The organism is Legionella navarrensis (assembly GCF_052527415.1).
Window position 1 is genome coordinate 51,069 of record NZ_JBNVZR010000009.1, and the last position, 26,053, is coordinate 77,121.

Below are 26,053 nucleotides of genomic sequence, written 5' to 3' on the forward strand. Positions count from 1 at the left end.
TGATCATAGCGGGTTGTGTATGGGATGTCATCCAGAATGCGACAGCATAACCCCTGATGCGTTAAAGCCCTAATACCAGCCCGTCATCAACATCCGGCTCCCGCTGCTCCGCATCAGACGAGGATGAAAACAGGCCGAAACGTGACAGAGATTTTGCCTTAGGATCTTCCGTCAGGGAAGCAATGCGCGCTGCCGGGCGCTGTTTCTCAACTTCCTGAGCTGCGTAATAGGCAACAATCGTGATGGTAACAATCAGGACAGCGCCTATCAACGGCAGAACCGGATTGATCGAAAACATGAATGGCAGGCATAAAATCAGGGCCAGGAGCAATGCTGTGGTGTTCAGCACACTGACCATCAGACGCTTGCGTTCAAAATCATAGCGTGCCTGCAAATGTCGCTCGAAGGCCTCAATGTCTGCTCTTTTCTGCGGATCACCCTCTCTCAGGGCCATGTCCCGATAATCAGCCTGCAGCCCTTTCAGACGATTCAGCTCCAGCGCAATGCGTATCACAGCAAGCACCACGTCATAAAGATAGTACAGCACGTTTAAATACGCACCGACAGGCGACAGTCCACCAACGAGTAAAAAACAGCCCAGCAGACCGGCCACGGCCCACAGAGCATCGTTACCCAGCTCAAACCAGCGCCGCTGCAACTGAGCGATGAAGCGACTCCAGGCTCCCAGGGCTTTCTCCTCGTCGCTCATCCACCAGCCGGGAATCAAATGCTTAAAGAGCATGAACAGGTTCGTACCCAGGCGGGGCAGGAAAAACAGCCAGGACAACCAGGAGAAAAAAGGAGCGGCAACGACGTCCAGACCAGCCACAAACTTACCGTAGCCGCCGGCCTTGCTGGCCAGGGGCACAAAGGCATTCAATACTTTTTTGGTACGCAGCGCACACAGCCTCAGCCAGTTGGTGGACACCGTCATCGTTCGGATTTTCTGACTGATCCAGTCTGATGGCTTTTCCGGCAGCGGCACATCCTGATCAAACTGATAACCAATATCAGCCAGCAACTGACGATAAACCAGCTGCTCATTACGCAAACGCGTTACTTCGCGCGGCACATTCAGATAGTCACGATACAGGCAGCCCAGGATTTCCGCCATCATCAGTGCGGTTGCCAGTTGTTCCATGATCTGGCGATCGTTGCGATTGGTACGGAAAAAATCATGGGTGAGCTGGGTGCACAAAACGCTGTATTCCAGCGCTAAGAGGCTGTGCTTTTTAGCCAGAGATCGAAAAAAATCGCGGGCGATGTCGGGGTTGGCGGTGAAAGCAGACAGTTCAGACGAAAACGTCCAGCGGCAGTTCGTGTCCTGCTCATTCGGCAGTGAAGGCTTAAAGCCAAGTCTTGACTGAAGTCGATACATTACGGCTGACATACAACCCTGATTACCCAGGTTAATGGGAAAAAGCATGTGTGCCGCGAATATACCACAAGAAACCCATGTTTTGATACACCTTGTTTAATTTAATATCATTAAGCTCAAATGAAGAGCCAGTTTGTGCTCTATCTGGCTCATCTTGCTGAATACACGCTTCTGAGAGACAATAGTACCCCTGATAAACGCTTGCAAAGAGATCCCATGAGTTATTCCAAGGAACTGGCCAATGCCGTTCGTATGTTGAGTGTGGACGCAGTTGAGTGCGCGCAGTCCGGGCATCCAGGCATGCCACTGGGTATGGCGGACATTGCCACCGTATTGTGGCAACAATTTCTGAAGCATAATCCAGCGAATCCGCACTGGTTTGATCGCGACCGCTTTGTGCTGTCCAATGGCCACGGCTCCATGCTGCTGTATTCTCTGCTGCACCTCAGCGGCTACGCCCTGTCCATCGAAGACTTAAAACAGTTTCGACAGCTGCACTCAAAGACACCAGGGCACCCCGAACACGCTGACACCCCCGGCGTTGAAACCACCACAGGCCCGCTGGGCCAGGGTCTGGCGAACGCGGTGGGCATGGCCATTGCCGAAAAGGTGCTGGCCAGCCAGTTTAACAAACCTGGTCTTGAACTGGTCAATCATCACACCTACACCTTCATCGGTGACGGTTGCCTTATGGAAGGCCTGTCGCACGAAGCCTGCTCTCTGGCAGGCACCCTGGGACTGGGCAAACTGATCGTCTTTTACGACGACAACGGTATTTCAATTGACGGCCAGGTCGATGGCTGGTTCCGCGATGACAGCGCTGAGCGCTTCGCAGCCTATCACTGGCAGGTCATTGGCCCCATCGATGGTCATGATCCCGTGGCCATTGAACAGGCCATTCACCAGGCCCAGGCCGAAACAGACAGACCCAGCCTGATTATCTGTAAGACCATCATTGGTTTCGCCTCACCAGTTGCCGGCAGCGAAAAATCACACGGCGCGCCCCTGGGTGCCACAGGTATTGCCGAAGTACGCAAAAACCTGAACTGGCCTTATGCACCATTCGAGATTCCAGAATCGATCTACGCTGCATGGAATCATGTGGAGCAAGGCAGACAGGATGAAACCGACTGGCTGCAGCTGTGTCAGACTTATCAGCAACAACACAAATCTGATTACGAGGCATTCCTGCGCCGCATCAACGGCGGCCTGCCCGATTTGTGGGATAAACTGGCAAATGAATTCATCGATCGATGCCGCAGTGAAAGTAAAGCCATTGCTACTCGAAAAAGCTCTCAGCAGTGTATCGAATATTTTGCCTCACTCTTACCCGAGATGCTTGGCGGCTCTGCCGATCTCACCGGGTCCAACAACACGGACTGGAGCGGCACTAAAGCCATTACCCATGATAATTTTAATGGGAACTATCTGAACTACGGGGTACGTGAATTTGGCATGGCCGCCATCATGAATGGCCTTGCGCTGCACGGGGGTTTCATCCCGTACGGCGGCACTTTCCTCGTGTTTGCGGATTACGCGCGCAATGCCATTCGCCTCAGTGCGCTGATGAAGCAGCGCGTCATTTACGTCTTCACTCACGACTCGATTGGTCTCGGCGAAGATGGGCCAACGCATCAACCGGTTGAGCACGCAGCCATGCTGCGTATGACGCCTGGCATGCACGTCTGGCGACCTGCCGATCTGGTGGAAACAGCCGTAGCCTGGAAGCAGGCTCTGGCGCGTCACAGCGGCCCCACAGCCCTGCTGCTGTCGCGACAGAACCTGCCCGCGCTGCCGCATGGCGGTGTCGCAACAGAAGATATCAGTCGCGGCGCTTATGTGCTGCTCGACTGCCAGGGCGTGCCCGACATTATATTGATAGCAACCGGCTCGGAAGTGCAGCTGGCTCTGGCTGCTGCGCAACAGCTGACGGATCAGCGCGTCCGGGTCGTGTCCATGCCCTGCTGCGAGCAGTTTCAGGCTCAAAGTGCAGAGTATCGCGAACAGGTATTGCCCAATGCCGTTCGCAGGCGTGTCGCTATTGAAGCCGCATCCAGCGCCTACTGGTATCAGTTCACCGGTCTGGATGGCGCCGTCATCGGCCTGGATCGTTTCGGTGTTTCCGCACCGGCTGCCAAGGCCTATGACTACCTGGGTATTACCGTCGAACAGCTGATATCAGCCGTCCGTTCACTTTAATTTAATTTGATTATTTAGTCTGTTATTCGGAGAAGCAGTATGACGATACGTGTCGCAATTAACGGCTATGGCCGCATTGGCCGTTGTATTTTACGCGCCATTTATGAGTCCGGACGTGCAAACGAGTTTAATGTGGTTGCCATCAATGATTTATCAGGCATTCAGACCACCGCTCATTTAACCCGTTACGATTCTACACATGGTCGCTTTAACCACGACGTGCTGGTTGAAAACGATAACCTGGTCGTCGATGGCCATCCCATCCGCATCATCGCACAGCGCAGCGTCAGTGCGCTGCCCTGGAAAGAGCTGGACATCGATCTGGTTTTTGAGTGCACCGGGCATTTCACCAGCCATGACAAAGCCATGGAACACATTCATGCCGGCGCCAAAAAGGTACTGATCTCCGCCCCCGGCAAAAATGCTGATGCCACCATTGTCTACGGTGTGAATCACCACATCTTACGCGACAGTGATGTGATCGTGTCCAACGCATCCTGCACCACCAACTGCCTGGCTCCGGTTATTAAACCCCTGCATGACGCGCTGAACATTCAGTCCGGCCTCGTCAACACCATTCATGCCTACACCAATGATCAAATGCTGCTGGACAGCAGTCACAGCGATCTGCGCCGTGCCCGCTCAGCCACACAATCCATCATCCCGACCAAAACGGGAGCCGCTGCCGCTGTTGGTCTGGTGTTACCGGAACTGGCTGGAAAGCTGGATGGATTCGCGATGCGCGTTCCCACGCTGAACGTCTCCGTTATCGACCTGACCTTTACGGCCGAGCGCCAGGTGTCCGTTGCTGAAATCAATGCCATTATGCACAGCGCCAAAAGCGATATTTTACAGATCAACGACGAACCGCTTGTCTCCTGCGATTTTAATCACAACCCTTCGTCCGCTATTTTTGATACGCTCGAAACCAAGGTTATGGGCAAGCTGGTGAAAGTTGTAGCGTGGTATGATAATGAATGGGGATTCTCTAACCGCATGCTGGATACAGCACGCTGTATGATGAATTTCTAACAGAAGGATTACGGTCATGAACCTGACTAAAATGAGTGATATCAACCTGCAGGGCAAGCGGGTTTTGATACGTGAAGATTTGAACGTGCCGATTAAAGACGGCATCATCACCAGCGATCAGCGCCTGCAGGCGGCGCTGCCCACCCTGAAGCGTGCGCTGGATGCCGGTGCAGCCGTGATGGTTCTGTCGCATTTAGGGCGACCGGAAGAAGGTCGTTTCGACAAACGCTTTTCACTGCAGCCTGTGGCAAATTATCTGGCCGCCAGTCTCGATTATCCCGTGCATTTCTCCTCCAGTTATCTCGACGGCGTAGACGCAAAACCGGGTGAGCTGACGGTCTGTGAAAACGTGCGCTTTAACGTTGGCGAGCTTGAGAACAGCGAAAGCCTGTCACGCAGACTGGCCGCCTTATGCGATGTGTTTATCATGGACGCCTTCGGTACGGCTCATCGCGCTCAGGCATCGACCTGTGGCGTGGCCGAATACGCGCCCGTCGCGGCCGCCGGGCCCTTATTGATTCGCGAGCTGGAAGCTTTGCAGCAGGTATTAAAAAATCCGGAAAAACCTATCGTCGCCATCGTTGGCGGCGCTAAAATTTCCAGTAAACTGACGCTGCTGCGACAATTGGTCACGATGGTTGATTACCTTATTCCTGGCGGCGGTATTGCCAATACCTTTTTAAAATCGCAGGGTTTTGAAACCGGCGTGTCGCTTTGCGAAGATGGTCTGCTGGACGAAGCCCGTGAGATCATGCGTATTGCGCAGGAGAATGGCTGCCGGATTAGTCTGCCTACGGATGTGGTCGTGGGTAAATCGTTCAGCGACAGTTGCCCGGCCTTCAACAAATCACTGGCCAGCGTCGCCAGTGATGACATGATTCTCGACATTGGTCCAGACACCATTCACCGCTATATTGACATTATTGGTATGGCCAAAACCATTATATGGAATGGTCCGGTGGGTGTATTTGAAATGCCACAGTTCTCCTACGGCACCCGGGCGCTGGCAATTGCCATTGCCAACAGCGATGCGTTTTCCATTGCCGGCGGCGGCGATACTCTCGCAGCGATTGACCTGTATGACCTGACGCAGCAAATGTCCTACATTTCAACCGGCGGCGGCGCCTTCCTCGAGTACCTTGAAGGCAAAACGCTCGCAGCCGTTGCCGTATTGGAAGCCCGCGCCGAGGCTAAATAAACACAAAGCCCACCCCGGATTACGGCTTCGCCTAATCCGGGCTACGATCAAAAAACCAATACTAATCCAAAGCCGTAATCCGGGAAGACAACGCGCCCCCACACCAATAAAAACGACAACAAGTTGCTTTTTCGGCTCTGATGTGCAAAAATCCCGCACCTATGATTCAAAAAAGACTGTTCACCCTGACGGGAATTATTAGCCTTGCGTTAATCTCAATCTGGTCCCTCTCTTATCAAAAGACCAGCCACTTACCAGCTCCAGTGCAGACTGGGCTGAGCAGGCACCCTGAGCCGATTAAAGTATCGGTTATTCCCGCGATTGAAAAACCTGCGGTAAACGTCGTAAAGCGCGTTGAACCCCAGGTGGTTAATCCAAATAAAATTGCCCTGCGCAATCTGGCCCTGAAAGAAGTGCCGTTTACTCAGCTGCCGGGCTGGGATGGCGCTGATGTCAAAAAATCTCTGGAAGCGTTCCAACGATCCTGCCAGACCCTGCTTAATCAAAAACCGACTCAGAGTACCGGTCCCCAGCAGCTTAAAATCAAGGCACGTGACTGGCAACCAGCATGCAGAAAAGCCATCAACATTAATTACATCACCGATGACTCCGCCCGTGATTTTTTTGAAACCAATTTTCATGCGCTTGAATTTAAGCAGAAAACATCCGTAAGCGGCGTATTTACCGGGTACTACACGCCGCGTCTGCAGGGAAGTCTGATTAAAACAAAGGAATACAGCACCCCCATCTACGGCCTGCCGCGTATTCAAAAAGGTGAAAAACGCCGGCATTATTATACCCGTGCTGAAATTGATAACGGCGCAATTAAAAACAAGGCGCCCGTCCTTGCCTGGATCAAAAGCCCAGTTGACCGCCTGTTTATGGAAATAGAAGGGGCCGGTGTTATCCAGCTTCCAGAGGGAAAAAAACTATACCTTAGTTTCGCGGGCCAGAACGGCGCGCCCTATACATCTATCGCCGGGGTATTAATCAGACAGGGCGTGATGACAAAAAACACGGCATCCAAAACAGCCATCAAACGCTACCTCGACAGCAACCCCAGCCAGGCCAACCGGATTCTGCACCAGAATAAGTCCTTTGTATTTTTCGAGCCACTTAAAAAACCAGCCGCACTGGGCGCACAAGGCATGGCCCTGACCCCAGGTTACTCTCTGGCAGTAGACAGAAAATGGATCCCCCTCGGCGCGCCTCTGTGGCTGGCAACCAAAAAGCCAAACCAACGCCAGTTCCAGCGTCTGATGATTGCTCAGGACACCGGCGGTGCGATACAGGGTGCTGTTCGCGGCGATGTGTACTGGGGCTCCAGCAAACGGGCCGCCTGGCTGGGCGAGCACATGAAAAACAAGGGACGCTACTGGCTGCTGCTGCCCAAACCGGCATTTGAGCGCCTGGCCGCCTGAGCGGACAGCCCAGCCACGCTTGCTATGGGCTGGGGTGAGAACTTTCTACCAGTTCCGCTTCCGCATTTTTTACCTCATCTTCTGCTCTCTTTATGATTTTCTCAAGTTTTTCCACTATATCCCTGGCTGGCTGAATTTGATCGAGACGAAATGGAAGTCTATTGACAGGATGCTCCAATCGTCCATCGGGTAATCTCTTTGCCAGCCTGACCAACTCATCAAAATCAAAGAGATCACCATCAACTCTGACCGGTTTATCACAAACAGAGAGAGAAAGCGGACAGGTAAGTTTCATTGGTTGTTTAATGCCAAGACGTTTAAATGAATCACTAAATATCTCTTTCCGCTGGTCAAGCATATTCAAATACACTTTTAAACGATCTTCAATTTCATAGCAGGGTTGGCTTGATGAAGCAGTGGATGCCAAGGATGGAGCAACAAAATCACCAGTAGGCGGTTTTTGTTCAAGTGGCCGGTTGTATGAAGAAAAAAATGGGTGTCCCGGATATTCTGAAGAGTATTTAGCAATAACACTGGTGCTGGACGAACTACTGCAACTACTTGAAGGTTGATCCGAGGGAACCGGCATTTTAATCAAACTGTGCTCAGGTATGTCACCAATAGCAGGAAATACGGGAGCTGGGAGTACAGGCGTAACCATATGCAAACATTCAGGCTTTTGAGAATTTAATACGCGCTCAAGGAATCTGATAAAATCAGGATTTATTTTATCAAATATTTCAGCTAATAAAATCATATCAAATAATTTTTGATCAGCTTCTTCTAATTGCAAAGTCAGTTGAAATCTCGTGCCGAATGTTTTGTGCGAGCTGATGAAACCCAATACACCAATTTTTGGAAACCATTCTCTGTAATTATCCCAAATTGTCTGAGGGACATCTGCTTCTTTCCGTATGAACAACTGTATCCCTTTACAAACATCATAATTCCAACGGTTCTGTTTGTATAGCAAAATTCCTTGAATTGGACTTTGCTTGTCCAGATTTTTAAAATAGTGACTAACACGCGGTGCGTCCCATTTACCAGCCAAATCAAAGCTGGCCATGAATGCATTTTCATCTGGCAATTCACAAGTAAACATCATTAACTCTCCGATTGACTGATTAACAGAATGACTCGCTATCATTTGCGCTCCGGAGTATAACGAAAATTGTACGCTCTGTCTACAATTAGATCATTTAACGAGCCGAACTTTTTCCATGAGAAGTAATTTATTCCAACTCGAACGGCTCATCCGCATTGGGTATAGGAATTATAAAGCAGGCCCCTGTCGCTCACCCAGGCTCAGCTCCTTGCCGACAAGATATTTCAAGGTCGTTTGCAAACGATAATAGCCCTGTTTGAGATTGCGATTACTCTGATGGTACAACAACCACGCGCTTTTTATTTACTGGACTGCACGAATAGAAGCAACCCAATATACCTTTGTTCCGCGCCTGATGATCGAAGCGTAGGTAGATTGGGCTGCCTGCATGCCTATGATTTAGATGCTGTTACTATTGCTGGACTGATAATTCGCACAGAAGTCTTCAGCGGTTTGTGCTATAGACCGCCAAACCCGGTAGGAATCCGTCTCCGGTTTGAAAAAACTTCCCAGCGGCAAGGAAGCTTGTCTGGTGCTTAACAGGGAGCACTCATAGCGGCCTTCTAATTCTGCGATTTTTTCCCTGATAGTGTCCGGGTTAGCTCCAGATTCATTAATTGTCTCAATAAGAAGCGCTACAAATTGAATGAGAACGTCCCTTTTTAAGTTGTCGCCTCTCACGTTATTGTCAACAGGCCCTGTCAGTAACACCGATCACACTAAATGGCAATCGGCGCCTTAATCCCCGGATGGCATTGATAATCGGCAAATTGAATATCCTCGAACTGATAGTCAAATACAGACGCTGGCTGCCGCGCCAGAACCAGTCGCGGGAGTGGCAGAGGTGTGCGCTGCAGCTGCGTTCTGGCCTGTTCAAGGTGGTTGAGGTATAAATGGCAGTCTCCGCCCGTCCAGATAAATTCCCCCACATCCAAGCCGCATTCGACAGCAATGAGGTGCGTGAGCAGAGCATAAGATGCAATATTAAACGGCACACCCAGAAACACGTCGGCCGATCGCTGGTATAACTGGCAGGACAGGCGGCCATTGGCGACATAAAACTGAAACAGGGCATGACAGGGCATCAGAGCCATTTTATCCAGCTCACCTACGTTCCAGGCGCTGACCAGCAGGCGCCGGGAGTCCGGGTTAGTTTTGATCTGCTGAATAACCTCGGCCAATTGATCGATATGACGGCCATCGGCTGTGGGCCAGCTGCGCCACTGTCGCCCGTAAACAGGACCCAGATCGCCCTGGCTGTCAGCCCATTCGTCCCAGATGGTCACACCCTGTTCGTTCAGATAGGCAATGTTGGTATCACCGCGTAAAAACCAGAGAAGCTCGTGCACAATGCTGCGCGTGTGCAGTTTTTTGGTGGTGACCAGGGGAAAGCCGTCCTGTAAATCAAAACGCATCTGATAACCGAAAACAGACAGGGTTCCCGTGCCGGTTCGATCGGCTTTTTCAACGCCGTGCTGCAAAATATGTTCAAGTAAATTCAAATAGGTTTTCATCGTTTTTTCCACCATAACAGGAAACCGGCCAAAAGCATGGGTATGGATAATAACTGACCCATGGTCAGCCAGTCAAAAGCCACAAATCCCAGGGGGGCATCCGGCTCTCGGAAACATTCGGCAAGCATACGCGCAATCGCGTAACCGATTAAAAAAAGCGCGGAAACGCGCCCAGATGGCCGTGGCCTGGCGGCATAGCACCAGAGCAACACAAACAGGAGAATGCCCTCGAGGCCGAATTCATATAACTGCGAGGGATGACGTGGCAAATCACCTGCGTTGGGGAAGACCATGGCCCAGGGCACGTCGCTGACCCGCCCCCAGAGTTCGCCGTTGATGAAGTTGCCGATACGCCCCAGTCCCAGACCAATCGGCACGAGGGGCGCGACAAAATCGGTGACATCGAGAAATGGCTTTTTATAGCGATGCGCGAAAAAAACCATGGACAGGATAACGCCCAGCAGGCCACCGTGGAAAGACATGCCGCCATCCCATAGTTTAACCAGCGTCCACGGGCTGAAAAACAACTGGTGGGTATTATAAAACAACATGTAGCCAATACGGCCGCCCAGAATCACCCCCAGAGCCGCATAAAAGATTAAATCACCGATCTGTTCGCTGTTCCATGGCAGGTGGTAATGGCGCGCCCGCCAGTTGGCCAGCAGCCAGGCGGCGGCAAAACCAAACAAGTACATAATCCCGTACCAATGCACTTTGAGTGGACCAAGGCTGAAGGCTACCGGATCAAAGTCTGGGTAAACTAACATAACACCTCTCGTTATCAGGTTAACATGCCATAAGCGGTCACCAGCAACAGCAGGATAAACATCGCCCGTAAATAAGTAAGCGGAATAACATAGGCCAGACGCGCGCCGATGGGCGCGGTCAGACTCCCGGGAACTCCGATGCACAGCACAGCCGGCCAATAAACATAGCCGGTTGACCAGGACGGCAGACCCGGTCGATTATAACCCGAGATGATAAAGGCAAGGGTACCGATAATCGCGACCGTCATGGTGCAGGAGACAGAAACGGCGACGATTTTTCGTATATTAACCCCACAATACGTCAGGTAAGGAACAATCAACAGCCCACCCCCGATACCCAGCATTCCTGACAACAGGCCAATCAGAAAGCTGGCGATATGGTTGATAAGCTGAGGCGGAAACTGCCGTCCCCGGCTGACTTTTCGATCGAAACCGATCTTCATGGCGACCAGCAGTAGAAATATCCCGAAACACCATTCCAGCCAGCTCGACGGGATGCTGTCAGCCAGCAGAGCCCCAGAAAGGGTACCGAGAATCAGACCCGCGAACAGACGGTGATACACCGGCCAGAGGATATCATCCAGCTGTCTGTGTGCGCGTAAAGAAGCCTGAGACGTGAGCATCAGAATGGCCAGCGATGTTCCCGTCGCCATATGCATGCTCAGATCGCCTGAAATAATGCCGTTATGCTGAAAAATCATCAACAAGGCCGGAACCACAACAACACCACCGCCTATCCCCAGCGCACCGGACAGAATACCGGCAATGGAACCCGTGATGATATACAACAAAATATTGGTCAGCATAAATGATTTACCGTTGAGAGCGCATGAATTGCGTTGACGTCAGGTTTTCCCCACTCGAATTAATCCGCCCAGCCCTTCTTCTTCGAGCATTTTATGCAGATAGGTGCGGATATCACCGGCATGTTCAAGCTCCAGAACGTCAGCCAGAGCCTTGCGCGAACGCGCCAGAGTCAGATTGCGGATCACCCATTTTACACGCGGCAGACTGGCAGAGTTCATACTCAGGGTGTTGAATCCCATGCCCAGCAACAGGATAACGGCCAGAGGATCGCTGGCCATCTCTCCGCAGATACTGACCTCAATACCTGCCGCATGACCACCCTCGACAATCTTGATAAGCGTGCGCAGCATGGCCGGATGAAAGGCATCATACAAACCGGCAACCCGGGCATTGTTTCGATCCACTGCCAGCAGATACTGGGTCAAGTCATTGCTGCCCACCGACAGAAAATCAACGCGCTTCGCCAGCTCTCGCGCCAGATAGACTGCTGCCGGTACTTCAATCATCACACCCAGTCTGGGTTTTTCGATACGGCAGCCTTCGTCAAGCAATTCCTGAAACGCCTGCTCAATCAGCAGCAAAGCCTCGTCCACCTCGCCAAGCGTTGTAATCATGGGCAGCATGATACGCAGATTACCCAGCTCTTCACTGGCACGCATCATGGCCCGGACCTGCATCAGAAATACATCAGGATGATCAAGGGTAACGCGTATGCCGCGCCAGCCAAGATAAGGATTCTCTTCTTCCACAGGAAAATAGGGCAACACCTTGTCACCACCAATATCCAGCGTACGCATGGTTACCAGCCGGGGCGCAAAGGCTTTTAAAATCTGGCGGTAAATAATGTACTGCTCGTCTTCGGAGGGAAAGCGATCGCGACTCATGAATGGCACTTCCGAGCGGTACAATCCGACACCTTCTGCGCCTACGCTCATGGACAGACCGGCGTCCAGCGCGAGACCTGTGTTCACCTGCAGGGATACACGATAATTATCGATGGTTTCGGCAGGTTTATCGCGCAGACTCACCAGACCAAGATTTAACTCCATCTCCTCCTGTGCCAGTTTTTTAAACTGAGCCAGCACCGTTCGCGAAGGTGAAAAATAAATATGCCCTAAAAATCCGTCTACGATCACGGCGCGACCGGACAGATTTTCGATTTTGAGACCGCGGACACCCATCACGGTTGGCACCCCGAGCGCGCGCGCAAGTATTGCCACGTGGGAATTGTTGGCTCCCTTGGCAGACACCACGCCGGCCAGACAGCCTTCTGGTACTTCGGCCAGAGCCGATGCGGTAATTTCTTCGCCGATAAGGATGGTTCGGCGGGGATAAACGATTTCTTCGCGCTGTGAGCGCTGCAGTTCGGCGAGTACGCGGCGGCCTAAATCCCGAAAATCGCTGGCCCGCTCACGCAGGTATTCGTCTTCCATGTTTTCGAACTGCTGCACGTGCTTTTTAATCACTGACGACAGCGCCGCCTGGGCACTTAAATGCTCGCTGCGAATCACATCCGCTACTTCGGCGCCAAGGCTGTCTTTGTCGAGAATACGGACGTAAACGTCAAACAGCGCATGCTCTTCTTCGGCAACCGTGCTCTTCATGCGTTTGCTCAAGCGCTGCATATCATCGCGGGCAACCTGCAGAGCGTCAAAAAATATGGCCACTTCGGCATCCACGTCGTCCACGTTGTGGCGTGGAACGATATCAATGTCCGCCGGCGGGTAGACAACCACGGCACGGCCTATACCTACGCCCGGCACGCTGCCAATACCACTTAATACCGACTGTGGCATCTCAGGCAAAGGGCCAGCCGGTCTTGGCTCGGTCAGAGAGGCCAGTTCGCCGGTGGCTTCGGCATGCGCGATGATACCGCCGAGCTGTGCCGCCAGTGTAATGAGAAAGGCCTCTTCCGCATCATCAAAACAACGTGGTTCAGCCTGTTGAACCACCAGTACGCCATACAGCTTACGATGCTGGATAATGGGCACACCCAGAAAGGCACTCAGGTGCTCTTCACCCAGCAGGGGATCATGAAAAAAATCGGGGTGGGAACCGGCGTGTTCGACGTTGATGGGCTCTTCGCGTCGCCCGACCAGGCCAATCAGACCACTGTCCAGACTGACCCGGACACGGGTTTCTGCCTGCTTGTTCAAACCATCGGTTGCAATCAGCACGTACTCGGCGTGTTTGTTGTCAATAAGGTAAACAGAAACGGCGTCAGCGTTGACGGCGTTTCGAACGCGCTGCACAAGAACAGTCAATGCTTCCGTCAAGTGACTGGCCGTTGTGACATCCTGTACGATACGTTTTAATATTTTTAACATTTAGCGACTATGATTACCTCTCCAGCGACGCGGCCCATACGGCGTTCTACGTTTTTTCAGCAAATGTTCCAGTTCCTTCATGGCCTGAGAATACACTTGTCTTTTAAAGAATATCACTTGTTCCTGTGGCTCGTGATAATCAATCCAGCGCCAGCTGTCGAATTCGGGGGAATCGCTCAGGTCGAGGCGCACTTTCTGCTCGCTGGTGACCAGTCTGAGCAGGAACCATTTTTGCTTTTGGCCAATCACCAGGGGTTCGCTGCCGTGGCGCAGATACTGTTTGGGCAAACGGTACTTTAACCAGCGTTTGGTGACGCCGAGTACATCCACATCGCCTCGCTCCAGACCTACTTCTTCGCACAGCTCGCGATACATTGCTTCCAGCGGCGTTTCTCCGACAGCCAGGCCCCCCTGAGGGAACTGCCAGGCATCGTGTCCATGGCGTCTGCCCCAAAAAACACGCCCGGAGTCATTCACAAGAATGATGCCAACATTTAGCCGATAACCGGCTCGATCAATAACCATTGCATCACTGCTTACCTTAAATCGTCAATACCCTGATTTTTCCATAAAGTAGAAGACCTTGGCAAATAATTCTGCGCTTTTCTTAAAACAACGCCATAAGCTGCGCCTGTTTGAGCCGTTTCACATCCTCAACACGCCGTTTCATGGTGAAGGCGTGGATGAAGAGGCCGTGGCTTCCGCATACCGGAAACGAACAGGCCAGGCCGCAAAATGACCAAAGGTGCCGAGTACACTCCCCCTGCCCTGTACCGGTGCCTCAATTAACGCCAGGCCCAGACGCGTCGCCTGTTTTCGAACCGAGCGCAGTGTTCCATCATGCTCACCAATGGCCTCAAGCATTAACTCCGATTTATAGTCCAGCTGCCTGTCCAGAACCACATCATAAAAGCGTGTGATTTCTGCAACCAGACGCTTCGTGAAAGCTGGCAGAATGGTCAGCGTACCTCTCATGGTTGACCAGGTATAATGGTTTTGAAACAGATTAACGGCGATTTGTTTCAATAATACCTGCCAGGCTGTGTCACGCAGCATAAACGTCACGCTGGTGTTCGGATAGGCACGGTAGGATTCTTCGAGCTGTTTTGCTCCGCGGTCAAACAACGAAATCAGACTGGAGCTGGCCTGCAGGAATGTCTGTTCAAAACGAAGATGCTCATCACGCAATGGGTTTAAAAGGGGCTTGATATGTTTTTTAGCCGTTTTGGCCTCTTTCCATATCCTGATCAGGGTGTCAGGCTCAGCATTTTCCGGCAGTGTTCCCCGTAATGTACCCGCATATTCGAGACAGGATTTTGCATACGCCACGTTGAGAAAGTCTGAGCTGAAGAGATTATAATAGACATCAAAAACGCTCAGATAGACACGATACAGGCTTAAGCCATAGGCAAACTGGCGCATAAACGCCTGTGCCTTACCAGTAAAGGGCGGGTTAAACTCGATGCTGTAATGTGCCCGCTCATCATAACGCAGGGGCAGGGTGCTGGCGGCTACCTGGGTATCCAGCGCCCCTGCCAGGCTTAGGGTTCGCGCTTCCGTCCACAGGCTGGATTCACAGGCGCAATGAAGCAGGGCGTTCTCGTCGCTGAGACAGGCCTTCATGCTGTCTTTTATGGCGCTGAAATCAAAAATCTGCTCGCCGGGACCTGCCGCTTCGACCAGCGTTCTGACCAGGGCATCATTGAAAAAATAACCTTCCAGCAGTTTACGAAAGGCAATCAACCCCTCGCGGTAATATTCCCGGCGTTCAATAAGAGGATTAAGCGCCGCATTAATTTCCCTTAACAGCAATTCCCATTCGGCCATAACGCACTCCCTGATATGGTAAATTTTATTTCACCATCGTGGGGATGCCTTGTCAACCAGCCCGGACTTTCTTCGTTGGCATATCCGTAAAGACAGGATAAACTGTCGAATTATCAATCTATCATGAGGCTTACGCTGACTGTGAAAAAACGGATACTGATTTTAAACACCGGCGGCACCATCAGCAGCGTGAAAAGCCCTCAAGGTTATGAACCGGTCCAGGGTTACGTGGCTGCTGCCCTGTCTCTGCTTCCGGCCTTAAAGCATCCTGATATGCCGGATTATGTGATTCGCGAATACCAGCCTTTACTTGACTCATCCAATATGACGATGAGCGACTGGAATCGTATTGCCAGCGACATCGCCTCAGACTATGAGCATTTTGATGGCTTTGTGATCTTTCATGGCACGGATACCATGGCTTACACGGCGTCCGCCCTGTCTTTTATGCTGGAAAATCTGGCCAAACCGGTGATCATCACCGGCTCGCAGATCCCTCTGTCGGAGGTTCGCAACGACGCAGCCGACAACGTGATTACCTCACTCTGGCTGTGCGCCCATCATCCGGTTAATGAAGTATGCATCTACTTTAACCAGCATTTGCTACGCGGTAACCGCTCGCAGAAAATCAGCGCGCAGCGTTTTAATGCCTTTGATTCGCCCAATTTCCCACATCTGGCCAGTGTTGGCATAAACATTGAGCTGAATCAGGACTTGTTGCTGGCAGCTCCGACATCAGCGTTTCAACTGCAGACAATCCGCCCGCATTTTATTGCCAACCTGCGTCTGTTTCCTGGTTTTGTGACCGATGTGCTGGGTTACCTGCTGCAACAGCCGTTGCAGGGTTTGATTCTGGAAACCTACGGTTCAGGCAACGCACCTAATAACGATCCGCGTTTTCTCGACCTGTTGAAAGATGCCTGTGACCGTGGTGTGGTGATCATCAATTGCACGCAATGCCAGCAGGGCAAAGTGGAAATGGGTCAATACGCGACGGGTAACAGCCTGCAGCAGGCGGGATTAATCAGCGGCCATGACATGACGCCGGAAGCCGCTCATTGCAAACTGCTGTATCTATTCAGCAAAGACCTGAGCATTGACGAGGTCAAAGTCCGCATGGAGAGTAATCTGTGCGGTGAATTGAGCGCCTGGAGCGCTGAGTGACTTTAGATAATACATGTAATTTCAATCAAGGCCATATTGAACCAGTACCCATCACAATAATCCTGATATGACGCAGGCTGGGCCTTGGCCCAACTAAGTGTCATCCCCGCGTAGGCGGGGATCTATTCTCCAGCGTAGCATTGTGCGCAAATCATGGATGGTTCCCCGCCTGCGCGGGGACGACACATGTCAAAATTAAATGGAAACAGGTACCTTGTTAAATCATTCGACGCTCTACAGCGCCATTCCAGCGAGCTCTGCCTCACAGACTGCAGGGTCCAGGGCCATGATATCTCTCAACGCGCCTGCAATGGCATCTTCCAGAGTCCCTGCGGTTGCCCCCACCGAAGGCGTAGCAACGCTGGCAGACAGTATGCTGGTTGACACGACCGGTATATCAAGACTGACGCCATGAGACGTGCACACGCTGATGTTATCCGTGCGTAATTTCTCCAGTTGAGCAATCAAAATGTCTCGTCGGGCAGCATGATAATCCGGGCTGTCCAGATATTCTTCAGCGGTCTTACGATGTTCTCTTTCCAGTTTTTCCCGGCATGCTATCAGTGTCGCCTTGATATGCTTTTCTTTTTCCATGGTCACGAGATGGCCTGCGCCCATTTGCGGATGCTCCGCTATGATTTTTTTTACCTTGCCTACTGGCCCACTGGGCGGCTTCAGTGCCTCAATGACCTTATCCGCGAGATACACACCGAGATATCGACAACAGATATGGTAAGGATCCTTATCATCAGGAATATCGGTCAACGCCATGTTCCTGTACTTGTTATAAACATGCTCCAGTATATTCAGAGCTTTTTCAACACCCGATGCGGTGATGCCAGCACCAAAACCCACCTCATCACTGACACCTGTTGCATTCTCCTTGCTTTTTTCAAGCAGATGCTTCATTTGGAGATAGTTTTTCTCATCGCTTCCCTGATCTACCATGATCTGTAAAGCAAGAATGCAGTCATCTACTTTGCTGCGTTTTTTTCCAGCCACAACCGTGTCTCGCCCGCAATATCCCAGAGAGAAGAAGGTAATGGTTTTATTTGCAAGGCTATTGTCTGCCTTAATGGTCTCGGTTGTGGTATTTTTCAGAATGTTTATCAATTCAGGCTTTATTTTTGCTAGAAATATCGTCATTGCACTACTCCTTTTGTTGCAATTTTTTTATCATATCAGTAATTGTCATATCTGCAACAGAAATGCAGACTGTTTAAATCAGCGCCCAATCATCCAGAAAGCGCCTCACGTTTAAGGAAAAAACACAACCATGTCATTACACATCATTATTCTGGCCGCCGGAGCGGGTAAACGCATGTTTTCTGAAACGCCTAAAGTGTTACACACCCTGGCCGGAAAACCCATGCTCAAACACGTCATCGAATGCGCTGAACGTCTGCACCCTGAGGCCGTGCATGTGATATACGGTCATGGCGGCGAACAGATTCGACAGGCGCTGAAGGATGAGCCGCTTGACTGGGTGCTTCAGGAGCAGCAGCTTGGTACCGGACACGCGGTTCTTCAGGCACTGCCTCATATTCCTGCCGGAGCCCAGGTACTGGTCCTGTCGGCCGACGTTCCTCTGATACAAAGCGACACCCTGCTCGCCTTAATTGAGCTGGCCAAAGCGGCGCCTGGTCAAACCGCACCACTGGCTCTGCTGGTCGCCCGGCTCAATAATCCGTTTGGCCTTGGACGCATCATCCGCGATCAGAAAAACAGCATTCTCGCCATCGTGGAAGAAAAAGACGCCAGTGCCGAACAAAAGCAAATACAGGAAATCTACAGCGGCATTTGCTGCGCTCAATCAGACGACCTGAGACGCTGGCTGCCGAAACTGGGCAACGGCAATGCTCAGGGAGAATACTACCTGACAGAAATTATAGCCCTTGCTGCCGAAGAAGCAAAACCTATCATCTCGTTATGTGCCGAAGACGAATCCGAAATACAGGGCGTGAACAATCGCCTGCAGTTACAGCAGCTCGAGCGCGTGTGGCAACAGCGCCAGGCTGAAAAGCTGTTGCTGGAGGGCGTAATGATAGCGGACGCCACCCGCATCGATATTCGCGGTGAGCTGCGCTGCGGACGTGATGTGTACATTGATGTGAACTGTGTCATCAGCGGCGACGTAACACTCGGAGACGGCTGTCGCATTGGCCCTAACTGCACGCTGAGTAACGTCAGCCTCGATGCTGGCTGCGAAGTCTTTGCCAACAGCGTGCTGGATCAGTGTGAAACAGGGAAAAACTGTGCCATTGGCCCCTTTGCCCGGCTGCGCCCCGGAACACGTCTGGCGGATAACTGCAAAATCGGTAATTTTGTCGAAACCAAAAGTGCGCTGTTCGGTGAGGGCAGCAAGGCCAGTCATCTCAGCTATCTGGGAGATGTCCGATTGGGGAAAGACGTCAATATTGGCGCAGGCACCATTACCTGTAATTACGATGGTGTCAACAAGCATCAGACCATTATTGAAGACGGCGTTTTCGTCGGCTCTGACACCCAGTTTGTCGCCCCGGTCACCATCGGTGCACATGCTACGATTGGAGCAGGCAGCACCATCCGCAAGAACGTCCCGGCTGGTGAACTGACCCTGACCGAAAGCCGGCAGAAAACAGTGACAGGCTGGAAGCGACCGCAGAAAAAGAAGTCATAACAAATGAGTTCACAACGGCTCCCTGCTCTCTAAACACAGGGCGATGGAAATGGTAGTAGTAGGTTGGGCCTCGGCCCAACAATCAGCTTAGGCGCCAACTCCATGTTGGGCCAAGGCCCAACCTACGGCATATCAGGAGCACTTTTGACTCTCCAGGCAGTCAACAGCCTGTTTCGGCGGCAGGCCCACAAAATGAGGGGCAGGCCCAATACCGACAGCAACATCTTGTATATCCAGGCGTTGATGGCCAGATCAACGATTTGCTCAGCGGGATAAACGCCAGAGAACAGAATCGTGTAAGTCACCAGGCATAACAGAGAATTAGCCGCCGTGTTGGCCACAAACAGGCGTAATGCCTGTGACGACAGCGATTTTTTCAAAAACTCCTGCAGCCAGGCATTACTGCCAAAAGCCAGAATAATAGCCAGCGTTGCCGCCGGAATCCGACGCGGCAGGGTTAAATGGTAAAACGAATCCAGATCATAAAATTCAGGGGACGGCAGAAGTACCACCAGCATCAGCAGCGCATCAAAGATCAATTCAACAGACAGCAGCACCAGAATCAGGCGCTTACTGGCCTGATAACCGAAGCGTTCGCCAACCACTGTGCTGATCATCATCAGCAAAGGCAGTAAAATACTGCTGGCCGCAAGCGTCATATCGCTGGTAAACGAAACAAGGCGGTATTCACAGGCCAGACATACCAGTAACATGATGACGGCGAAACTGACGAGATATTGATACCGCTCATCATCCGCGCTCGAGGGGTCAGCCGCTGGCAAACCCGGCTGTGCGGGTCTGACACAGAGAAAATACAGGATACCGATTATCAACAGGAAGAAGGACGCCAACAGCAGGGAGTCCAGATAAATCTGGTCAAAATCTTCCATACGCGGAGAGGTAAACAACAGGAAAAAATTCAGGGTGAAAAACACCAGCCCTCCCGTCAATGCGATAAGCAGCCGTCCACGAAAGGCCTGCAGGAGGGCGGTCTGCTTTATGAAAAAATACGCATGGGGCAGGTAAAAGCTGAGGGCAAAAGCCAGTGTGGATGCAAAAAATTTTCTGGGCAGATCGTCAAAAACAATCTGATAAGCCAGATTATCCAGCGCCCCCTCGGCTGCGGGCAGATTCAACAGCAGGTAGATGCCTATCGAGAACAGATACAGAGCCAGTAAGGCCTGATTCAAAATATGGCGCTGCCCGATCGGGGACACCGTTGTCAGCATCCATAAGTACAGGCCGGTAATCAGGGGGCACAGCAGGCTGCTGGCCGAAAAGACCAGCCCCATGACGGCAATCAATTTGAATGAGGTATTGACCAACAGGGCAAGCCCTGCTGTCATGGCAATACTGACCGGGTAGCAGCGTATGGATGCTGTTACCGAAGAAGCTGTACGAATCAAACGCCCTGCCTTTTGTCAAAAACGACGAGACCGAACTCGAAAACGCCGCGAAACATGAGCGAGAATATAACACCATCAGCATATTTCATGCAAACTTATCTTGTTTTTTGCATTGTGCCTATATTTAGACGAAACACCCCCCTCATTTTTGGAATTACCAGGCTGGCCGTTTACCCAGAATAATCTGACTGGGATCTTTCTGTCTCGCAGCGCTGGCAAAAAACCCGTTGCTACTGGCAAGCAAGGGTCTCGCACCTAAAATGACGTCTGACGGGGTGGGGCGTCTCCTTAGGTCATCACTCTTCTGTCTGAGTGTTTTAAGACCAGGCGTCTCTGCCGGGCTGGCGTCACCGGGCGCTTCGACTGGATTTTCCGGCACATCGGAAGAGGAGGAGGAAGACGCTGCCGGCGCCGGGGGAATAATCGGCCGGATGTGATCTAGAATAAGCAATTGCGCTTCCTCTACCGTACGTGCTGACGAGGTACTGCTGGCATCAGCCACTGATCGATCGGCCGGATGTGTCAGGGGCTCATCGCTGCACCGCAGTGGCGGCAGATCGATGATAAAATCGAGATCTTCATTACGTATCTCGGCAGGCACCATGGCAAACAGATAGCGTCGAAAAGCCCGACAGGCTTCCATGGCTTCAGGGTTACTCAGCAAAATCAGCAGCTGAGTAACCATGGACTCCGGAAGACCAAAAAATTTATTTGCAAACTTGCCGGCACCGCCCGGAGCCATGGCCGCTGCCTTAACATCCAGCCTTTTGTGGATAATCTCGATGGCCTCAAGAAATCTTATCATCATTTGCCGCACCACTTCCCAGCTGGGTGCGATCACCGGATCTTCCGTAAACGCTGTTTTGCTGCGCAATAAGCGAGGGATAAAAATAAATTCCAGATAGCGGGCAACGGGATGTTCCCAGGCCGTTTTGATGCGCGCAACCCATTCCGCAAGAGACGGCCCTTCCGGACGATCCTTAAACATCGGCGGCAATACCTTGCTCGCTCCTAAGCGCACAATCTCAAAAGCCACATCGGCACTGCCCTGCAGCGCTCCGACAGGATCATGCCAGCGGGTTGACGTTTTCACAGCCGGTGCCTTGGACATATGCGCGGCAATGCTGATACTGAACAGCAGCATATACTCTCTTACGACTTTCTCGTACAACTCACGTGGCCATCCCGTTACATGCTGAAGAGCCCGGATAATCACTTCACTCATGGCCCAGTGGCTTAAGCCAAAGGCAAGCGATGATTCCACATATTCCTGGAGATACACCATCTGATGATCCGCACACAGCTCAGGTATGGCTCCCTGTTGAATCAAGCGACCATTGCCCACAATGCTCATGCCTTCAGCCACGTACCACAACGAGAGGAAAGCCGCCTGGGCATACGCAGGCATCTTCAGAGCCGTGGTAATGTAATGACCAGTCTTTCCAATCCGGCTCATACACCAGGTCAGCGAGCCCGTGACATAATAGGAGGTGCGGTTACGCAGGAAGTTAAGCGGCGATCCGCATTTTTCTTCTTCACACAGGGTCATTGGCAAATGCTGGTGTGTTCGCCCGGTCAGAGCGCTGATTACATCAAGCTGTGCTCTGGTAGCAGGAATAAACTGCCCTGCTTTCTCGGCTGGTGGGAACTGATCCTTGAATCTGGTGAAATTGGCCGGATTAAGTTCTGTGATTCGGTGCTGCCGGTCAAGAAACCAGGCTTTACCCGAACGCGAATGGATGGCGTAGGCTGGCGCATTGCCCTGCAGACGGTGCAGCTCTTCGTGCGATGTGGATTCAAGCCGTTCTTGCAAACGAATCAGACGACAGCCGCGGTCGCCGATATTGACAAGGGTATTACCTGCTTCCAGTTCCAGTATCTCACTGCGTACGAAGGTCTGCAGTGGTTTGCGAACCTTGGTATACGCCATGGCCAGACCGTTTACAGCCAGTAAAACAAATTGTATGAACAGGTAAAAACAGAACCAGCTATAGGAACTGGACTGCTCCGCGTCCTCGGGGCTGTCCTCCAGATATCCTCGGACAGCCTGATCAAGCTGGGTATGGATATAGGCAACCAGCAAAGACCAGGCCACATCTTCCGCCGAAATTCTCGACACCATCAGCGGAATTCTTCGCACCGGTTGATCGCGTACGGCAGAGTAAATCACTTCAGGCACAACCAACGCCTGCTGGACCAGGCTGGAACCAAATTTACGTGGTATTAACAGCGCACTTCCCACACCATCCCAAAACCCCATGGCATCCTCCTGAACAAACGGGTCGTTGTAGCTGATTCTATGGAAAACGCGGCTTAAATGCCACTGGATTTTTCAGGGTATTCACAGAGATCGCGAATAGGGCATTCCATGCAGTGAGGCTTGCGCGCAGTGCATACGTAACGGCCATGCAGTATCAACCAGTGATGCGCATCTTTCAGAAATTCGGGAGGAACCGCTTTCAGCAAGGCCTGCTCTACCGCCAGCGGTGTTTTGCCAGGGGCAAGACCGGTACGGTTGGCAACGCGAAAAATGTGCGTATCCACCGCCATGGTATGGTGGCCAAAGGCCGTATTCAGCACCACATTAGCAGTTTTGCGCCCGACGCCAGGCAGGGCTTCCAGCGCCTCCCTGTTGGCAGGAACCTGTCCCTGATGCCGGCTTATCAGTATCTCGCAGGTTTTCAGCACATTAAGGGCTTTGGTATTAAAGAGACCAATGGTTTTAATATAGTCTTTCAGCCTGTCTTCGCCCAGAGCCAGGATGGCTTCTGGCGTACTGGCCACTTGAAACAGCGGCCCGGTGGCCTTGTTTACACTGACATCGGTAGCCTGAGCTGACAGCATCACAGCAATGAGCAGTTCAAATGGCGAATTGTAATGCAGCTCGGTGGTCGGATGCGGATTGGCCGCACGCAACCGGCTGAACAGTTCGTGGCGCGCCTTTTTATTCATGCTTTCCTTTGCTCTGCACGCGCGCCAGAGCCTGCAGAATATAATCCTGCTTGACCTGCATATCACGCTGATCAGCCTCGTTTTCAGCGCTCAAACGACGCCGGGCGCGGTACGCCTGTTGCTGTTCGTTTTGCTCCCGCAGCAAACGCACCTGCCGCTGCTGGAATTGCTGGCGTGCTCTGTTTTTATCGTATTGAGGCGCATCCAGCTCCTGCAGCTCAATACAGTCGACAGGACAAGGCTCCACGCACAGGCCACAGCCTGTGCAATCGGTCGAGATCACGGCGTGCATGACTTTAGCACTGCCAAGGATGGCATCGACCGGGCAGGCCTGAATGCATTTGGTACAGCCTATGCACTCTGCCTCACGAATCACCGCCTGCGACGGCGCGCGGGTATTGGCCTCGGCTGCCTGCAGATAAGGACTGGCATCGTTCCTGAGCAGCTCAGCCAGCGCCTTGACCGTGGCAACACCACCCGGCGGACAGCGATCAATAGGGGCATGGCCCTGTGCCAGGGCCTCGGCATAGGGCATACAGCCCGGATAGCCACATTCCCCGCACTGCGTCTGCGGCAGCAGCGCGTCTATGGCTTTCACCGTGACAGTCATGGCGCCGGACTCAGCATGGCATCGATTTTTTCACGCTCTACCCGTTGCATCAGTGGAATAAAACCGTTAATGCGTTGATCAAGCAAAGGCTCGTCAATGTTTTGGAAAGTAAGCGGCGCGCAATTGAGGAAGGTTTCCGCCTGTTCAGCCATCGCCGGCAGAACCGGTTTTAAATAAGTCATCAACAGTCGGAACAGGTTCAGACCCATGGTGCAGATGGCCTGCACCTCGTCAAGACGCTCAGGCTCTTTGGCCAGCACCCAGGGCTTGCTGGTGTCAATGTATTGATTCACGCGGTCAGCACAATCCATGATCTGACGAATGGCGCGCGCGTAATCACGCTGCAGGTAAGCATCAACGATGCTTTCGCGGGCGCTGAGGATATTCTGATACAAATCTGGATCGCTGAGTGAAGCGGCCAGCTGGTTATCAAAGCGCTTGTTGATAAAACCCGCACAGCGACTGGCAATATTCACCACTTTACCCACCAGATCGGCATTGACGCGGTTAATGAAGTCATCAAAATTGAGATCCAGATCGTCCACCCGGCCATTCAGCTTGGCTGCGAAATAATAACGCAGATACTCAGGATTCAGATGCTCAAGGTAACGACGGGCCTCAATAAAGGTTCCACGTGACTTTGACATTTTTTGCCCGTTGACTGTCAAAAAGCCGTGGGTATAAACCGCTGTAGGCAGGCGATGACCACTGCCGGCCAGCATGGCCGGCCAGAACAACGCATGAAAATAAACGATGTCCTTACCCACGAAATGATAGAGCTCAGCTTCCGAATCCTTAGCCCAGAACTCGTCGAACGACAGATCAGTGTTCTGACAAAGCTTTTGAAAGCTGGCCATGTAGCCAATAGGTGCGTCTAGCCACACATAAAAATACTTATCAACGGTCCCCGGTATGGGGAATCCAAAGTACGGTGCGTCACGGGAAATATCCCACAGTTTCAGACCGGCTGTGAACCACTCATCCAGCTTGTTGGTTACCTCGCTTTGCAAATGACCGTTGCGGGTCCAGTCTCTGAGCAGACTCTCATAGCGCGGTAAATCAAAGAAGTAGTGCTCAGACTCTTTCTCGATGGGCGTGGCGCCGGAAATCGCCGATACGGCGTTCAGCAAATCGGTGGGCGCGTAGGTGGCACCGCAGACTTCGCAGCTGTCGCCGTACTGATCAGCGGCACCGCATTTTGGGCAGGTTCCCTTGACGTAGCGATCGGGCAGAAACATGTTCTTTACCGGATCGAAGGCCTGATGAATGCTTTTTTTGACAATATCGCCATTTTCCAGCAGACGGGTATAAATGCGATTGGCCATTTCCTGATTTTCAGGTGAATGGGTGGTGTGATAGCAATCGTAGGCGATGGCAAACGCATGAAAATCCCGCTCGTGACTGGCCTGCATCTCGCCAGTCAGGGCTTCCGGGGTGATGCCCATCTGCTCGGCTTTAAGCATGATCGGTGTACCGTGGGCATCGTCACCACAGACACTGAAGCAGCGATGGCCCAGCATCCTGTGCGTACGCACCCAGATGTCCGTTTGTATGTGCTCCACCAGATGCCCGAGATGTAAATGTCCATTGGCATACGGTAAGGCGCTGGTAACCAGAATCGTGCGAAGCTTGCTCATGAATGAAACCTGTGTCAATAAAATCGGAAGATTATAGCGTAATGAGGGGG

General features: G+C 52.0%; 20 protein-coding genes. 6 read left to right on the forward strand and 14 right to left on the reverse strand.

The genetic code is table 11. The features are described 5' to 3' along the window. Positions 1–61 precede the first annotated feature (61 nt). A complete protein-coding gene (locus ACQUTA_RS06995) occupies positions 62–1,390 on the reverse strand; it encodes a hypothetical protein (protein ID WP_444987512.1) in 1,329 nt (442 codons plus the stop codon). A 204-nt stretch (positions 1,391–1,594) separates the two neighbouring features. Between ACQUTA_RS06995 and tkt the strand changes: the two genes are divergently transcribed. The 4 genes from tkt to mltA all read left to right on the forward strand — a co-directional run bounded on the left by tkt (position 1,595) and on the right by mltA (position 7,228). After that, entirely contained in the window at positions 1,595–3,577 is a 1,983-nt protein-coding gene (tkt, locus tag ACQUTA_RS07000; RefSeq protein WP_444987513.1) for a transketolase, read from the forward strand. A gap of 39 nt (positions 3,578–3,616) precedes the next feature. Further along, complete coding sequence (gene gap / locus ACQUTA_RS07005; protein WP_444987514.1) at positions 3,617–4,609, forward strand: type I glyceraldehyde-3-phosphate dehydrogenase; 993 nt, start codon at positions 3,617–3,619, stop codon at positions 4,607–4,609. 16 nt (positions 4,610–4,625) lie between these two features. Beyond that, positions 4,626–5,807, forward strand: a complete 1,182-nt coding sequence (locus ACQUTA_RS07010; RefSeq protein ID WP_444987515.1) for a phosphoglycerate kinase — start codon at positions 4,626–4,628, stop codon at positions 5,805–5,807. 161 nt (positions 5,808–5,968) lie between these two features. Continuing rightward, on the forward strand, positions 5,969–7,228 hold the full coding sequence (gene mltA, locus ACQUTA_RS07015; RefSeq protein ID WP_444987516.1) for a murein transglycosylase A: 1,260 nt from the start codon (positions 5,969–5,971) through the stop codon (positions 7,226–7,228). Between the two features lie 22 nt (positions 7,229–7,250). On the opposite strand, the gene ACQUTA_RS07020 is transcribed toward mltA, so the two are convergent. From ACQUTA_RS07020 to ACQUTA_RS07050, 7 genes are all read right to left on the reverse strand, one after another. Next, positions 7,251–8,375 carry a hypothetical protein gene (locus ACQUTA_RS07020; protein WP_444987517.1) on the reverse strand — a complete coding sequence of 375 codons (1,125 nt, stop codon included), beginning with the start codon at positions 8,373–8,375 and terminating at the stop codon, positions 7,251–7,253. A gap of 677 nt (positions 8,376–9,052) precedes the next feature. Further along, positions 9,053–9,847, reverse strand: a complete 795-nt coding sequence (thyA, locus tag ACQUTA_RS07025) for a thymidylate synthase (RefSeq protein WP_444987518.1) — start codon at positions 9,845–9,847, stop codon at positions 9,053–9,055. Next, positions 9,844–10,614, reverse strand: coding sequence for a prolipoprotein diacylglyceryl transferase (gene lgt / locus ACQUTA_RS07030; protein ID WP_444987519.1), 771 nt, complete (start codon positions 10,612–10,614; stop codon positions 9,844–9,846). The genes thyA and lgt overlap by 4 nt, the downstream gene beginning before the upstream one ends. A gap of 14 nt (positions 10,615–10,628) precedes the next feature. Continuing rightward, a complete protein-coding gene (locus ACQUTA_RS07035; RefSeq protein WP_444987520.1) occupies positions 10,629–11,420 on the reverse strand; it encodes a sulfite exporter TauE/SafE family protein in 792 nt (263 codons plus the stop codon). A 39-nt stretch (positions 11,421–11,459) separates the two neighbouring features. Further along, a complete protein-coding gene (gene ptsP / locus ACQUTA_RS07040; protein WP_444987521.1) occupies positions 11,460–13,748 on the reverse strand; it encodes a phosphoenolpyruvate--protein phosphotransferase in 2,289 nt (762 codons plus the stop codon). Next, on the reverse strand, positions 13,749–14,273 hold the full coding sequence (locus ACQUTA_RS07045; RefSeq protein ID WP_444987522.1) for an RNA pyrophosphohydrolase: 525 nt from the start codon (positions 14,271–14,273) through the stop codon (positions 13,749–13,751). 141 nt (positions 14,274–14,414) lie between these two features. Further along, positions 14,415–15,575: a hypothetical protein gene (locus ACQUTA_RS07050; RefSeq protein ID WP_444987523.1), complete on the reverse strand. Its 1,161-nt coding sequence runs from the start codon at positions 15,573–15,575 to the stop codon at positions 14,415–14,417. Between the two features lie 141 nt (positions 15,576–15,716). Here ACQUTA_RS07050 and ansA point away from each other — a divergent pair, with 141 nt between their 5' ends. After that, positions 15,717–16,739: an asparaginase gene (gene ansA / locus ACQUTA_RS07055; protein WP_444987524.1), complete on the forward strand. Its 1,023-nt coding sequence runs from the start codon at positions 15,717–15,719 to the stop codon at positions 16,737–16,739. 234 nt (positions 16,740–16,973) lie between these two features. On the opposite strand, the gene ACQUTA_RS07060 is transcribed toward ansA, so the two are convergent. Continuing rightward, a complete protein-coding gene (locus ACQUTA_RS07060; protein WP_444987525.1) occupies positions 16,974–17,885 on the reverse strand; it encodes a hypothetical protein in 912 nt (303 codons plus the stop codon). 130 nt (positions 17,886–18,015) lie between these two features. On the opposite strand from ACQUTA_RS07060, the gene glmU reads away from it, so the two are divergent. Continuing rightward, the gene (gene glmU, locus ACQUTA_RS07065; RefSeq protein WP_444987526.1) at positions 18,016–19,398 is read left to right on the forward strand and encodes a bifunctional UDP-N-acetylglucosamine diphosphorylase/glucosamine-1-phosphate N-acetyltransferase GlmU; all 1,383 of its coding nucleotides are present in this window, start codon (positions 18,016–18,018) and stop codon (positions 19,396–19,398) included. A 122-nt stretch (positions 19,399–19,520) separates the two neighbouring features. On the opposite strand, the gene ACQUTA_RS07070 is transcribed toward glmU, so the two are convergent. The 5 genes from ACQUTA_RS07070 to metG all read right to left on the reverse strand — a co-directional run bounded on the left by ACQUTA_RS07070 (position 19,521) and on the right by metG (position 26,003). After that, positions 19,521–20,804, reverse strand: coding sequence for a VUT family protein (locus ACQUTA_RS07070; RefSeq protein ID WP_444987527.1), 1,284 nt, complete (start codon positions 20,802–20,804; stop codon positions 19,521–19,523). A 154-nt stretch (positions 20,805–20,958) separates the two neighbouring features. Further along, complete coding sequence (locus tag ACQUTA_RS07075) at positions 20,959–23,064, reverse strand: hypothetical protein (RefSeq protein ID WP_444987528.1); 2,106 nt, start codon at positions 23,062–23,064, stop codon at positions 20,959–20,961. A 53-nt stretch (positions 23,065–23,117) separates the two neighbouring features. After that, on the reverse strand, positions 23,118–23,756 hold the full coding sequence (gene nth / locus ACQUTA_RS07080; protein ID WP_444987529.1) for an endonuclease III: 639 nt from the start codon (positions 23,754–23,756) through the stop codon (positions 23,118–23,120). Beyond that, positions 23,749–24,366, reverse strand: coding sequence for an RnfABCDGE type electron transport complex subunit B (locus ACQUTA_RS07085; RefSeq protein ID WP_444987530.1), 618 nt, complete (start codon positions 24,364–24,366; stop codon positions 23,749–23,751). Before ACQUTA_RS07085 ends, nth begins: the two co-directional genes overlap by 8 nt. Beyond that, on the reverse strand, positions 24,363–26,003 hold the full coding sequence (gene metG / locus ACQUTA_RS07090) for a methionine--tRNA ligase (protein ID WP_444987531.1): 1,641 nt from the start codon (positions 26,001–26,003) through the stop codon (positions 24,363–24,365). Before metG ends, ACQUTA_RS07085 begins: the two co-directional genes overlap by 4 nt. Between the last annotated feature and the right edge of the window lie 50 nt (positions 26,004–26,053).